This window comes from Alteromonas sp. S005 (genome assembly GCF_036864475.1).
Taxonomy (GTDB): Bacteria; Pseudomonadota; Gammaproteobacteria; order Enterobacterales; family Alteromonadaceae; genus Alteromonas.
The window spans coordinates 1-13,047 of record NZ_JAZETN010000021.1 but is presented as its reverse complement, the minus strand read 5'-3'; the positions used below and the strand labels follow the sequence as shown (position 1 = coordinate 13,047).

Below are 13,047 nucleotides of genomic sequence, written 5' to 3'. Positions count from 1 at the left end.
GGCAACACGATGCTTAATTTTACATTTAAAAATCAAACCGAAATTTTATTCGGCAAAGGTCAACTAAGTGAAGTGTCTTCACGTTTGCCGGAACAAGCAAAAGTCCTCTTCCTGTATGGTGGCGGCTCAATTAAGAAAAATGGTATTTACGATAAAGTAAATGACGCGCTGAAAGGCGCCGACGTTATTGAATTTCAAGGTGTTGAACCAAACCCAGAATTCGAAACATTAATGAAAGCGGTGAATGTGGCCCGTGAAAATGACGTTAACTTCATTCTTGCTGTAGGCGGCGGAAGTGTTATCGACGGCGCAAAATTCGTAGCAGCGGCAGTAAACTTTGAAGGAGACCCATGGGATATATTAATCAAGGGTGCATCTTTCGAAAATCCACTACCGATTGGCGCAGTGCTTACACTGCCTGCCACAGGCTCTGAGAGTAACGGCAACTCGGTAGTAAATAGAAAGGAAACTTCACAGAAGCGCGCGTTTTCATCGGAAACAGTACAGCCAGTATTTGCTGTGCTTGACCCGGAATTCACATATTCACTACCGCCTCGCCAAGTTTCTAACGGCGTAGTTGATGCATTTGTTCACGTAATAGAGCAGTACCTAACTTATCCAGTAAATGCGCCGCTTCAAGACCGTTTTGCAGAAGGTATTTTACAAACCTTAATTCAAGAAGGTCCTAAAGCCCTAGCAACACCTGAAGACTACGACGTACGTGCAAATGTGATGTGGTCAGCAACTATGGCACTTAATGGCCTTATAGGAAAAGGCGTACCACAAGACTGGGGCACGCACATGATAGGCCATGAACTTACCGCACTACATGGTTTAGATCACGCCGCAACTTTAGCTATCGTATTGCCATCATTGATGTTTGTACAGCGCGACAAGAAACAGGAAAAAATACTACAGCTAGGCGAGCGCGTGTTCGGTATTCAAGAAGATGACAAAGAAAAAGCCATCGACTTGACCATTAAGGCTGTACAAGACTTTTTCGAAACCATGCAGGTAAAAACCCGCCTATCAGACTATGACATAGAAAAGTCTGCAATTGATGGGCTTATCGACAATTTAGAGCGCAATGGATTAACAGCGCTTGGTGAGCATGGCGATATCGACCTGGCAAAAGCCCGCGAAATTTTAACCCTCGCAGCATAAGCCTGGTTGCATATGACGCAACGCGCATATGCTTTTTCTACATTTAAGTGCCCAGCATAGCCTGGGTACTTTTTATTCTTATCTTCATTAGAGAGAAATATGACTGCACTATTTGAACAGTTTTCGTTAAAAGATGTAACGCTTCGCAATCGAATTGCCGTGCCTCCTATGTGCCAATATTCGGCAGAAGACGGCTTTACCAATCAGTGGCATGAAGCAAATTATCAGTCGTTCGCTCGTGGTGGCGCAGGGCTTGTAATCGTTGAAGCAACAGCGGTTTCTCCAGAAGGTCGCATTACGCCAAATTGCTTAGGCATTTGGAAAGACGATCACGTTAGCGGCCTTAAAAACATTGCAGAGCGCATTAAAAGCCAGGGCGCAGTTGCAGGTATTCAAATTGCTCATGCAGGACGAAAAGCTAGCGCTAACCGTCCTTGGGAAGGCGACGACCACATTCAGCCAAGTGAAGAAAACGGTTGGCAGCCCATTGGCCCTTCTGCAGAAGCGTTCGGTGCGCACCTTCCGGTAACACCTACCGAAATGACTAAGGCCGACATTGAACGTGTTAAGGCTGACTTTGTTAAAGGCGCCGAGCGTGCGCTTGAAGCTGGGTATGAATGGCTTGAACTACATTTTGCACACGGTTATTTAGCCCAAAGTTTTTTCTCGAAACACGCGAACAAGCGTACAGATGAATACGGTGGTGATGCACAAGGTCGCGGGCGCTTCTTGCTTGAAACACTAAGCGAAGTGCGCAAAGTCTGGCCAGAAAACCTGCCGCTAACCGTGCGGTTTGGCGTTATTGAATACGACGGCGAAGACGAGCAAACGCTAAGCGAATCTATCGAGCTTATAAAACAGTTTAAAGAAATTGGTGCTGATTTTGTAAGTGTTAGCGTGGGCTTCAATACCCCTGAGGCCAATATTCCGTGGGGACCAGCTTTCCTAGCGCCTGTTGCAAAACGCGTGCGAGACGAAGCTGATATCCCTGTTGCAACGGCCTGGGGTGTAGACACGCCACAGCTTGCTAATGAGACAATCGAAAACCAACAGCTTGACGTTGTTATGGTAGGCAGAATGCACCTTACTAACCCGCATTGGACGTACTATGCGGCAAAACAGTTAGGCGTTGAGAAACCATCTTGGGTAATGCCTGCGCCTTACGCTCATTGGCTGGAGCGTTACGCGCCATCAGATGAAAGGTAGCAAGTAGAAATAAAGGCAGCAGAGGCTTAAAGCTATGCTGCCTTTTTAGTTTGTGCTTATTTTGTTCCTAATTAATGTTCCTCTGGGTTGGCGATGCTTTAAAAGCTTTAGAGGTTTCAAACGGATCTTTTTCTTGTCGGTGATTTGACGTAGCTTCAGCCCACCAGAGCATTTGGCTAAGCGCACGACCAAAGTAAGTTCGCCAGTTTTCTTCTTGTTCACTAACAGCTGCCCCGTCTTCATCGAACGCATCTTGCGCATGAGGTACATGGATCATTGCAGAAACAGGCAGGCACCCAAGCTCAGATAAAAAGGTTCGCATCCCAACGGCCGCGCGCATACCGCCCCACTGCCCTGCCGAATAAGTGGCAATCACGCTGGGTTTGAATGAATATAAAGAGCTGCCAAAATGGTTAAGTAAATTCGCCAACGCGGGGCTCATTGAATGGTTGTATTCAGGGCTTACCATTACATACCCATCGGCAGATTCTATTTTTTCAGCCAGCGTTGATAACGCTTCGGGCGCTTTCCCTTGAGCATAAGCAAAATGAGGTTTGAACACTTCACCGGTTTTGTAATCTAAAGGGTCAATCAGTTCAAACTCGTGTTCAGCCATATTATCTTTGGCCCAATTCAATATCGCTTTTGCGACTCGAAAGCCTAACCTTGCTGGTCTAGGGGGCGTACTGTCACGTACGGTGCCGAGAAAAACTAAGAATTTCACTTCGCTCGCTCCTTCGTAAGTGCATCGTTTGGCCCAGCCTAGTGTTTCTTAAAGGAGGACACAACCGTTGCGCTATCGAAAAAGCAAAGCATAAGCTTAACAAGCTAAAACCCGTGATAAGTCACAAACTCTTGGTTGTCAGCGCGAGTTGAACGAACGTCGTTTGCTGGGAAGTCTGGGTCTGGGTAACCAAGCGCGATACAAATCATAATGGCTTCATCATCAGGGATGTTAGCGTATTTATGTACTACGTCAGACTGCATAATACCTTGGCCATTGATAACGCATCCCAGACCTAAATCCCACGCCGCCAGCACTATGCCGTACGCTAAAGATCCTAAGCCAAACTGCGTTATACCTGCAGGCTCCAGAGATTTATCATACGTCAGCACCAAAGAAACCGGTGCATCAAACTGACGAAAACCGCGCATCATCCAATCCATGCGCTTTTCCTTATCCTCGCGCGCTATGCCCATCACATTGAATAACTGTATCGCAACATCAATTTGGCGCTGGCGATGTACACCTTCATAGTCTTCTTTATAGGGAAAATCTCGAACGTGAGGTTTGCCTTCTAATGTATTCTTGGTATTGCCCTCGCGTATCTTATCTAACACGTCACCTGTTACCGCGTGTATTTTCCATGTTTGCGTGTTGTATGAAGATGGCGCCCACTTGGCTGCACTAATTATTTTATCTACTGTTTCTTTAGTAACTGGTTGCTTCGTAAACCCGCGAACACTCTTTCTTGATGCTGCAAACTCTGCAAAATTCATACACTTCCTTAAACACGGTTATCAAACTTGTTAATTTAGAGTAAACATGGGGGAGTCGCCGTTCAATAGGCAGGAAAGTTTATTCAGATTGTTTGTTTTTATAGATATATATAGAAGTTTGTAAACCCTTTCATTTAGCTATGCGTAGCAAAAGCATGTCATGAGTCAATCACGCATGATGTTTATGGAAATTTGGCTTTTTAAGAAGCGAATGAAAGGAGTAATTATATGTCGAAAAAACCGCAGCTAACCACATCAGCAGGCGCCCCCGTAGTAAGTAACGAAACCACTAAAACGGCTGGCGAGCGTGGCCCCGCCCTCTTACAAGATTATCAACTTTTAGAAAAACTCGCGCACCAAAACCGCGAACGAATCCCCGAGCGTGTGGTACACGCCAAAGGCTGGGGGGCACAAGGCACGTTTACAGTTACCCACGACATTTCTGATTACACCTGTGCCGACCTATTCTCAGAAATTGGTAAGCAAACTGAAGTGCTTAGCCGCTGGTCTACGGTAGCAGGCGAGTCTGGGGCAGCTGATACCGAACGTGATGTACGCGGCTTTAGCCTGAAGTTTTACACTGAACAAGGCAACTGGGACATGGTAGGTAACAACACGCCTATCTTTTTCATTCGCGACGGATACAAATTCCCTGACTTTATTCGCACGCAAAAGCGTCACCCAAAAACAAACCTGCGTTCTCCAGAAGCCATGTTTGACTTTTGGGCTGGCCAACCAGAAAGCGTGCACCAGGTAACTATTTTGATGTCAGACCGCGGTATTCCTGTGTCGCCAATGCACATGAATGGCTACGGTAGTCACACTTTTAGCATGTGGAATAAAGAAGGCAAACGCCATTGGGTTAAATTTCACTTCAAAACGCAACAGGGCATCAAGAATTACACTAATGAGACCTCTGAGAAAATCATTGGTAGCACGCGAGAGAAGTATCAAGAGGAACTGTACAATGCCATTGAAGAAGGTAACTTCCCTAAATGGACTATGTATATTCAGGCCATGCCTGAGGAAGAAGCTGGTCAACAAAGTTATAACCCTTTCGACCTAACTAAGGTTTGGCCGCATGATGATTACCCGCTCATAGAGGTCGGTGAGCTGGAAATGAACAAAAATCCCGAAAACTACTTTCAAATGATTGAAAACGCCGCCTTTAGCCCGTCGAATGTTGTTCCCGGTATTGGCTTCAGCCCCGACAAAATGCTTCAAGCACGGATCTTTTCTTATGCCGATGCTCACCGCTACCGTTTAGGCACCCACTACGAAGCGCTTCCTGCCAATGCTCCTAAAAACAGTGAGGTAAACCACTATCACAAAGACGGTGCAATGCGCTTCTTTACCAACGATTTTGGTAACCCTGATGCCTATTATGAGCCGAATCAATACGAAGGCCCCGTTGCTGACTTTTCAGTAAAAGAGCCACCGCTTCGTGTTGACGGAGATGCCGACAGATATCATCAAGATGATGCCGACGTAGATTACGTTCAACCACGCAAACTCTATGAAATGTTCTCTGATGATCAGAAAGAACGTTTATACAAAAATTACGCTGCTGCAATGGGCCCTTGCACTGACAGTGTAAAAGAGCGCTGGTACGCTGTGTTAGAAAAGGTACATCCAGACTATGCAGCAGGTGTGCGTAACGCCGTGGAAAGCCTAGATACTGACGTTAATACCGTACCTATTACTGAAAACACGCCTATTGAAGACAGTTAATAACGCTCGAAGTGATGTAAAAAGCCTATCAAGTTGGTATCTAACATAGATACCAACTTTGTACTAATTCTGAGCATTGAATTTTGACAGTAACGATAAAACTTTTACTCTGCTAAGTTTATTTCCCACGCCAACAACCTAATTTCATAAACAAGCCATCGGCATTCAACTTTAGAACGAAACTCTCTTTACAGGTTTGCGAGAACGGAAATTCTGGCTTACGTTTAAACTACGTAATCGCTCACTACACACTGTATGTCGTTATTCAAAAAGTCTAAAAATGAACAAAACACGCCGCGTTTAGCTCCCTGGAAAATTGCCATTATCGATGATGAGGAAGGCGTCCACGAGGTTACAAAACTCACACTACGCAAATTTAATTTTGAGAAGCGTGGCGTAGAGTTTTTGTCTGCACACAGTGGCGAAGAAGGGTTTGCGCTGTTTAAAGCTAATCCTGATATTGCGCTAGCGTTTGTCGACGTTGTGATGGAAACCGACGATGCAGGTTTAAAGCTGGTAGATGCCGTTCGCAATGAACTCAAAAACCACGTTACCCGACTAATATTGCGAACAGGTCAGCCTGGTCAAGCGCCTGAAGAGGATGTTATCAGACGGTATGACATCAATGACTATAAAGCCAAGACAGAGCTTTCTTCACTCAAGCTTAAATCGTGCGTTTATACGGCTATTCGCTCTTATCGCGATATACAGACCATAGAGCGAGGAAAACGCGGAATGGAAGAGGTATTGAAGTCATCCTCTTCTGTATTGGCAAGCCAGTCTCTAGCTCAATTTGGTACGGCGGTACTTAAACAAACGCTTACACTTCTCAATCTAAATAATTCAGTGCTTTACCTCTCTACACAACACACCGACTTGTATGGCGATACGAGTATGACAGTACTGGGCGCTAGCGGAGACCTCGTTGGCTTGTGTGAACCTGGCATATCAACACGCATACCAGAGGCAATTGAAGAAGAGGTCAAACAAGTATTAACCAACAAAGCGCACTTCCAAAGCGACAAATTATTTATTGGCTATTATCCCACTGGCGAAGACAGCCACAATATCTTGTATGTAAAGCTAGACCAACCGCTAGATGCAATGCAGAGAAAAACGCTGGAAATGTTTGCATCCAACGTGGCAGTTATTTTCCAGAATCTTACTCAGAAAGAAGATATTCAAAAAACGCAGAAAGAACTCATCATGGTGCTTAGCGATGCTATCGAGATGCGAAGCAAAGAAACCGGTGGTCACGTTAGACGCGTTATTCTGATGACCGAGTTTCTTGCAGAAAAACTGCATATGAGTCGAGAGTTCATAGACACGATTCGATACTCCGCGGCCCTTCATGATGTGGGTAAAATCAGCATACCTGAGACCATATTGCATAAGCCGGGAAAACTCGACCCTGATGAGTGGGAAATAATGAAAACCCACGCGCAGAAAGGCTATGACCTGCTTGCCGATTCTGATCGCATCGTTGCAAAAATGGGCGCAATAATTGCCAAGACCCACCACGAGAGATGGGACGGTAAAGGCTACCCCGACGGACTTGCCGGAGATAACATCCCTGTTGAAGGGCGTATTATGGCTATTGTTGACGTGGTTGACGCCCTGCTTTCTAAACGCTGCTACAAGCCTGCATGGAGCGTTGACGAGGTAAAAGCTTACCTTCATGAGAATGCGGGTAAACAATTCGACCCTCTAATCACCCATATAATGCTAGAGCACTTCGATAGAATACTTGAGATCCGTGCCACAGAACCGGACGAAGATGAATGAAAGAAACCTTAGAGTTAATTTTACTACGCGTTAGCCAAAGCCCAGACATCGATAAAGGTGAATTAGACATTGCTTCTAGGCTAATTATCAACTCTGTGTGTGAAGGTTTGGAAATTACTCGAGCGGGTATTTGGTTATATGATGAAAACCAAACCCTTGTGCAATGCACGTTGCTTATAGACAAAGGCAATGATCTTGATAACGAGAGTTTAGTGCTCACGCGAAGAGATTTTCCTCATTACTTTGAAGCACTCGACTCAGGTAGAACAATCGCCGCCCATGACGCGCTAACCGATGTAGCGACGTTTGAGTTTGCTGAAGTGTATCTAACGCCCCTGGGTATAAGCTCTATGCTTGATGTCCCTATTCGCCACCGCGGGAAAATGATAGGGATAATCTGTTGTGAACACCAAGGTCAAGCTCGAGAGTGGCTTGCCGATGAAATGGTCTTTGCGGCTTCGCTTGCCGACCTCTACGGGCGAGCAGTAAGTGCTAACGAACGGGCCGACTATGAGCAACAGCTTATAGAAGCTAACCAAAATCTAGAGCAAAAAGTAAAAGATCGCACTGCCGAGCTTGAGGCTGCCCAAGAAAAGCTTGTTGAATCAGAAAAAATGGCCGCTTTAGGAAATCTGGTAGCAGGCATTGCCCACGAAGTTAATACACCGTTAGGTATTGCGCTTACCTCTGTGAGTAACTGCAAAGAAGAACTAAAAGAGATTTATCGAGATTTCGAAAATGGTGAATTAACAGAAGAGGGTTTCAAGGATTTTGAAGCGATTTGCACTGAAGGGCTCACGTTAGCTGAAACAAGCCTGATGCGGGCCGCGAACTTAGTTCAAGACTTTAAGCGAACTTCAGCCGACCAAACCTCGCTGGAAATTGAAGAAATCGCGCTGGATGAGTATATACCGCGAGTTTGTAACCCATTAAAACCTATGCTTCGCAAAGAGCAAATAGATCTTAGTATAGATGTTACTCCAGATTTAGTGATCACTACCTGCCCTGGCATTATTGCACAGTTGCTTACGAACTTGATATCGAACGCACAGCGTCATGCCTTTGGCCCATCAGTAACCAACGAAACGAATGAAGTTGCTGTAAGCTGTAGCCAAAATGACAACGGTGTTGTAATAAGCGTTCAAGACAACGGGAAAGGCATTCCGGAAGAACTTCATAAGAAAGTGTTTGAGCCTTTTTATACAACAGCTCGTGACAAAGGCGGCACCGGTTTGGGCTTGAATATCTTGTACAATCTTGTGCGCCAAAAATTTAACGGAGAAATTGACTTAATCTCAGCCCCGGGGGAAGGAACTACGGTGACGGTTTGTATACCTGTTTAAAGTTAGTGCTGCTGTAACGCTATCACCCATTTTTCCCTAAACGGTTTTAACAAGCACGGTACGGCTTAAATGTCGCGCTTACGACAGACCAAAAGCTTTACAAAGGGCAAGCTGATTACAAAAAGATAACAAGGCTTTTCGTGATGCAACTTTCACATTGGCGGAATTCTGGCCAATTTATAACCGTTAATGATCAGCAAATTTTCTACACTACCCAAGGTGAAGGGCCTGTTTTGCTGTTGATTCATGGATATCCTACTGCGAGCTTTGACTGGGTTAAATTATGGCCAGCACTTGCTCAGAAATTTCAATGCGTAACACTTGATATGCTGGGGTTTGGCTTTAGCACCAAAGCGCCCAAAAAATACAGAATAAAAGAACAAGCCGCGGTGATAGAAGCCTTGATGGAGCATCTTCAAATTACCCATGCTCACGTTCTATCTCACGATTACGGTGATACCGTTGCGCAGGAATTAATGGCCCGTCAGTTAGACGGCAACCTCTCATTTCGTATGGAGTCGCTGCATTTGCTAAATGGCGGCCTTTTTCCTGAGGCCCATCAAGCATTACCCATTCAAAAGCTGCTGCTTTCCCCTATTGGCGGGCTGCTCATTCCTTTTTTGAGCAAAAACGCCATTCGAAAAAGCATGTACAACATCTTTGGTCCAAATACGCCCCCTTCAGACCAAGACATCAATGATTTCTGGGCGCTTATTAATGAGAACAATGGCCACAAATACATGCATTTGCTTTTGGACTATATGAAACAGCGCAAGCAATACAGAAAGCGTTGGGTAAGTGCCCTTCAAAATGCTGATGTTCCGGTTCGGCTAACCGCTGGCATGGCTGATCCTATTTCTGGCGCACATATGGTGACTAGATATAAAGAACTCATACCCAAGCCTGACACAGTAGAACTTGCTGATATCGGGCACTACCCACAGATTGAGAGTGCTGAATTGGTTTTAGCGTCTGTTCGGGAATTTTTGAAAAAGTAATTTTATACTTACAATTTTATGCTTGATGCGAAAAGCGACAACGGTAAGATGATGACTCTCTGAACCGTTTGGCGCTTATTTAAGACGATTATGTACACTTTGAGCATAAACAATATCATTCCCGCCGCAAGCTTTAAGCGAATTGATATTGCGTTCGTAACGCCAATAAACGCTATCAGTAGATTTGTGCAATGTATCTGGATCATTGATCGTCCAAAAGGGTCTTCCACTACACCAACAGAAAAATTTTATCCCGATGCCGGGGCGAGTTTGACCTTCTACATCGACCACTCAGCATGCAAAGCGAAACTGTTCTATCACACAAAAGTTTGTGCCATGCCTTGGAAACTGTCCGGTAGGCAAATCAGCATAAGATTTAAGCCCGGTGCATTAAAACACCTTTTCGGAATTACGCTCGACGATAGTAAAAACCAGCAAATCGAATTCGTTGAAGTTTTAGCAAAAGAGCGTGAGTCTTATTTAAGATTACAAGAAAGTCTTGTAGGAGAATCTATAGATAACCAGTGTTCAGCCGTACAAAACTGGCTAGCACATATCATTGAAAACAGTGATACTCGCTCACAGAAATGGGAGCACATGCTTTATCAGTCAGTAAATTTACTGGTACCCCCGCAAAGTCTTGCTGACCAATTTGGCGTAAGCAGAAGAACACTTGAGCGCCAATTCAGAGCTAATTTTGGCTTCTCGCCAAACAAACTCCACCAATTCGCTCAAATACGTCAAGCACGCTCTCTTCTTGGGAGTACTTCCCATCAACTAAGCGAAGTTGCTTTAGCATGTGGTTATTTCGATCAAGCACACTTTACACATGCCTTTAGCACCTTCGCATTAGAAACACCTCATCAATATAGAACGCGAAAGTTGTCGCAAATTTACAATTAGGCCAATCACCAAATGTTTATAGTACTCCCTAAATGAAAGGAGAACATTATGAACAATCGCATAAAACAATCTGAATTCTACTCTGAATACCCTCACATTCTTGAACATCTACAAGGTTTAGTTAACCCCGCCGCCGAAAGTGCTCTAAGCCATAAACTTCTGCATTTAGTAAGGCTGCGCGCGTCACAAATTAATCAATGCGGCTTCTGCCAACATATACATGCCGATGAAGCAAGAAAATCTAATGAAAACCAGGCAAGGCTGGATGTGCTGTCAGCGTGGAAAGAACTGGATTGCTTTGATAACAAGGAACGCGTCGCATTAGAGTGGACCGAAGCATTAACGCTTATTCACTCATCAACCATCACAGAGGAGCTTTATAGCACTGTAGAAAATGCGTTTGGAAAACAAGGATTGATAGAATTGACGTCAGTTATACTTCAAATCAACAGCTGGAATCGCATTTCAGTAAGCCTTCAATTTCAACCGGATATCAGTTAATGATTTTATATATACTAATATCGTGTGGGCAAAGGCCTAATTAACATTGAACTGTATAAGAGTACGAAAAGAGTACGCTTAAAAATAGGAAGGCTTTAGAAAGTAATGTAAGTTATTGGATGGGGTGGAATAAGTTGGTCGGTGTGAGAGGATTTGAACCTCCGACCCCTGACACCCCATTTGTTGTAGCGGATATCAAATAAAACATGCAAATAACTTTTAAATCAACAACTTAAAATCACAACCAAACCTAAATAACAACTCAAAATCCGTAAAACCCCAAAAAACAGCAAACATCGTAAAAACAGTAACTTACAAAACTAAAAGCACTGTATTTTGTGACACCTATTTTTTAAATTAGGGACATAAAAAAACCGCCGTTTCGGCGGTTTTTAGTATTAAAGTGTAATCGTGGATGGAGGTACTCGTTTGAATTTTTCATGGCCTTCCTTGTAGCGCTGGGTCATCCCTAAATCTGAATGTGCTGCACGATTCATCGTAATTTCTTCGTCCCTAGCCTGCTTATCATGGAGATAAATTGCAAGAGAACGAATGCCGTGAAACCCTGGACGATCTCTTCTATCTTCGATGTCCGAATACAACTGTAACGAATCCCGTAATTTCGAAAACTCTTTGCTCAAATAGCTAGGCTTCAGTTGCCATGGGTGATTAAAATCATCGGAGTAATTAACTTTGTGGTAACGTTTTTGACGGTGAACAATGTAAGGGCAGCTTGGCTCCTTACCCTTAACGAAAGCCTCACCTAAATCTTGCACCGAAACCTTAATCGTAGCCATCATTTCGTCAGTAATCGGAATCTCAACTCTCGAAGCAGCAGTGTGTTGGTTCTTCTCGCGAGAAATCCACATCATGCCATGGACTAAAAGTTCTTGCGGAGTATCTTCGCTAGGCTCTAAATAGGTTTCTGTTTCAGTGCAATACACCTTAGGACTAGAAAAATAGTGACAGTCTGAATATTTTAGGTTCACAATCTCATTAACCGCGTGACACGTTTGAAGTGAGAGCATTATTGCTGTTTTAAGAAAAGGTTCAGCTTCATCAGCCATCATCATGATCGCATACTTTGAGATACGAACTGGCGCTTTTAATTTAGCTTTTTTAGACTTTTTCTTAATTTTTTTGTCATTCGCGCAGTTTCGTTCCATGTAGCTCAAGTCCGTAAACTCGGCAAACACAGTTCTTAAAAAATGAATTTTTCTATTTCGAACGTTAACTGACGCATCTGCGTGATACTCATTAAGATACTCGTTCACATCTTCTAGTGTGATATCTTTAGTGTAGTAGTTTGCGAAAAATTCGATAAAACGAGAACAATCTCTCTCAAACGTTTCCAGTGTATTTTTAGATTTACCTTCGTTCTCTTCATCAAGATTTTCTTTGATCTTCGGCCATATCTTATATACCGATACATTGTACTTATCTGAGCGATGCTTCAAAGATTCTGCACTGTTTCGGTTTTTTTCATTAAACTCGACAACAGACGCCTGAATATCGGAAAGTTTATATTCAATAGGAAAGTAAGTGTCCTTTCCTTTTGCATTGCGATAAAAGTAACGGGTTTTGCCTCGCAATGGGCGTGAATAAAGTCCTAACGGCAAATCTGTATTTTCAATTTTTCGTTTACGTCCCACTATCACCAAATCCATCAGTTAGCCCCCATGAGGATATTGAAACACTCATCCTTAGGAGATTGGTATGTCATTGACTCATGCGTATCATCAACATGAACTAGCCAGATGCCACCACGCTTTGCACCTTTCAGTTCTCCATTTTTTATCCAGTTTATAACCGTTTGAGATGAAACGGGATCGTCGGCCAGATATTCATTGATGTACTTAGCAACACGAATTTTTCTCATTAAGAACGTTACCTTTTTCGTTGAACTGAGGTCATGT

The 13,047-nt window shown here is 43.8% G+C and carries 12 protein-coding genes; 8 read left to right on the top strand and 4 right to left on the bottom strand.

The window, feature by feature from the left end; translation table 11 throughout:
- Nucleotides 1-9: 9 nt before the first annotated feature.
- Complete coding sequence (locus V7R55_RS17860) at nt 10-1,164, top strand: iron-containing alcohol dehydrogenase (RefSeq protein ID WP_334060594.1); 1,155 nt, start codon at nt 10-12, stop codon at nt 1,162-1,164.
- Nucleotides 1,165-1,263: 99 nt separating this feature from the next.
- The gene (locus tag V7R55_RS17855; RefSeq protein WP_334060593.1) at nt 1,264-2,370 is read left to right on the top strand and encodes an NADH:flavin oxidoreductase/NADH oxidase; all 1,107 of its coding nucleotides are present in this window, start codon (nt 1,264-1,266) and stop codon (nt 2,368-2,370) included.
- Between the two features lie 67 nt (nt 2,371-2,437).
- Here the strand turns inward: V7R55_RS17855 and V7R55_RS17850 are convergent, their stop codons facing one another.
- Nucleotides 2,438-3,094, bottom strand: a complete 657-nt coding sequence (locus tag V7R55_RS17850; RefSeq protein WP_334060592.1) for an NADPH-dependent FMN reductase — start codon at nt 3,092-3,094, stop codon at nt 2,438-2,440.
- Between the two features lie 104 nt (nt 3,095-3,198).
- Nucleotides 3,199-3,870: a nitroreductase gene (locus tag V7R55_RS17845; protein WP_334060591.1), complete on the bottom strand. Its 672-nt coding sequence runs from the start codon at nt 3,868-3,870 to the stop codon at nt 3,199-3,201.
- 228 nt (nt 3,871-4,098) lie between these two features.
- Between V7R55_RS17845 and V7R55_RS17840 the strand changes: the two genes are divergently transcribed.
- The 6 genes from V7R55_RS17840 to V7R55_RS17815 all read left to right on the top strand — a co-directional run bounded on the left by V7R55_RS17840 (nt 4,099) and on the right by V7R55_RS17815 (nt 11,131).
- Nucleotides 4,099-5,601, top strand: a complete 1,503-nt coding sequence (locus V7R55_RS17840; RefSeq protein WP_334060590.1) for a catalase — start codon at nt 4,099-4,101, stop codon at nt 5,599-5,601.
- A gap of 255 nt (nt 5,602-5,856) precedes the next feature.
- Nucleotides 5,857-7,386, top strand: a complete 1,530-nt coding sequence (locus tag V7R55_RS17835) for a DUF3369 domain-containing protein (protein ID WP_334060589.1) — start codon at nt 5,857-5,859, stop codon at nt 7,384-7,386.
- Nucleotides 7,383-8,729 carry a sensor histidine kinase gene (locus tag V7R55_RS17830; protein WP_334060588.1) on the top strand — a complete coding sequence of 449 codons (1,347 nt, stop codon included), beginning with the start codon at nt 7,383-7,385 and terminating at the stop codon, nt 8,727-8,729. Before V7R55_RS17835 ends, V7R55_RS17830 begins: the two co-directional genes overlap by 4 nt.
- A 143-nt stretch (nt 8,730-8,872) precedes the next feature.
- Nucleotides 8,873-9,727, top strand: coding sequence for an alpha/beta fold hydrolase (locus V7R55_RS17825; RefSeq protein WP_334060626.1), 855 nt, complete (start codon nt 8,873-8,875; stop codon nt 9,725-9,727).
- 90 nt (nt 9,728-9,817) lie between these two features.
- A complete protein-coding gene (locus V7R55_RS17820; protein WP_334060587.1) occupies nt 9,818-10,630 on the top strand; it encodes an AraC family transcriptional regulator in 813 nt (270 codons plus the stop codon).
- A gap of 48 nt (nt 10,631-10,678) precedes the next feature.
- Nucleotides 10,679-11,131, top strand: a complete 453-nt coding sequence (locus tag V7R55_RS17815; RefSeq protein ID WP_334060586.1) for a carboxymuconolactone decarboxylase family protein — start codon at nt 10,679-10,681, stop codon at nt 11,129-11,131.
- Nucleotides 11,132-11,529: 398 nt separating this feature from the next.
- Here the strand turns inward: V7R55_RS17815 and V7R55_RS17810 are convergent, their stop codons facing one another.
- Together V7R55_RS17810 and V7R55_RS17805 are read right to left on the bottom strand one after the other, a co-directional pair.
- Nucleotides 11,530-12,798 carry a hypothetical protein gene (locus V7R55_RS17810; protein WP_334060585.1) on the bottom strand — a complete coding sequence of 423 codons (1,269 nt, stop codon included), beginning with the start codon at nt 12,796-12,798 and terminating at the stop codon, nt 11,530-11,532.
- On the bottom strand, nt 12,798-13,047 hold a 250-nt coding region (locus V7R55_RS17805; protein ID WP_334060584.1), incomplete at its 5' end, for a helix-turn-helix domain-containing protein. The genes V7R55_RS17805 and V7R55_RS17810, both read right to left, overlap by 1 nt.

Excerpts from the sequence above, each read along its gene's own strand:
- V7R55_RS17860 (WP_334060594.1), top strand. The coding sequence starts at position 10 with ATGCTTAATTTTACATTTAAAAATCAAACCGAAATTTTATTCGGCAAA.
- V7R55_RS17855 (WP_334060593.1), top strand. The coding sequence starts at position 1,264 with ATGACTGCACTATTTGAACAGTTTTCGTTAAAAGATGTAACGCTTCGC.
- V7R55_RS17845 (WP_334060591.1), bottom strand. The coding sequence starts at position 3,870 with ATGAATTTTGCAGAGTTTGCAGCATCAAGAAAGAGTGTTCGCGGGTTT.
- V7R55_RS17840 (WP_334060590.1), top strand. The coding sequence starts at position 4,099 with ATGTCGAAAAAACCGCAGCTAACCACATCAGCAGGCGCCCCCGTAGTA.
- V7R55_RS17835 (WP_334060589.1), top strand. The coding sequence starts at position 5,857 with ATGTCGTTATTCAAAAAGTCTAAAAATGAACAAAACACGCCGCGTTTA.
- V7R55_RS17830 (WP_334060588.1), top strand. The coding sequence starts at position 7,383 with ATGAAAGAAACCTTAGAGTTAATTTTACTACGCGTTAGCCAAAGCCCA.
- V7R55_RS17825 (WP_334060626.1), top strand. The coding sequence starts at position 8,873 with ATGCAACTTTCACATTGGCGGAATTCTGGCCAATTTATAACCGTTAAT.
- V7R55_RS17820 (WP_334060587.1), top strand. The coding sequence starts at position 9,818 with ATGTACACTTTGAGCATAAACAATATCATTCCCGCCGCAAGCTTTAAG.
- V7R55_RS17815 (WP_334060586.1), top strand. The coding sequence starts at position 10,679 with ATGAACAATCGCATAAAACAATCTGAATTCTACTCTGAATACCCTCAC.
- V7R55_RS17810 (WP_334060585.1), bottom strand. The coding sequence starts at position 12,798 with ATGGATTTGGTGATAGTGGGACGTAAACGAAAAATTGAAAATACAGAT.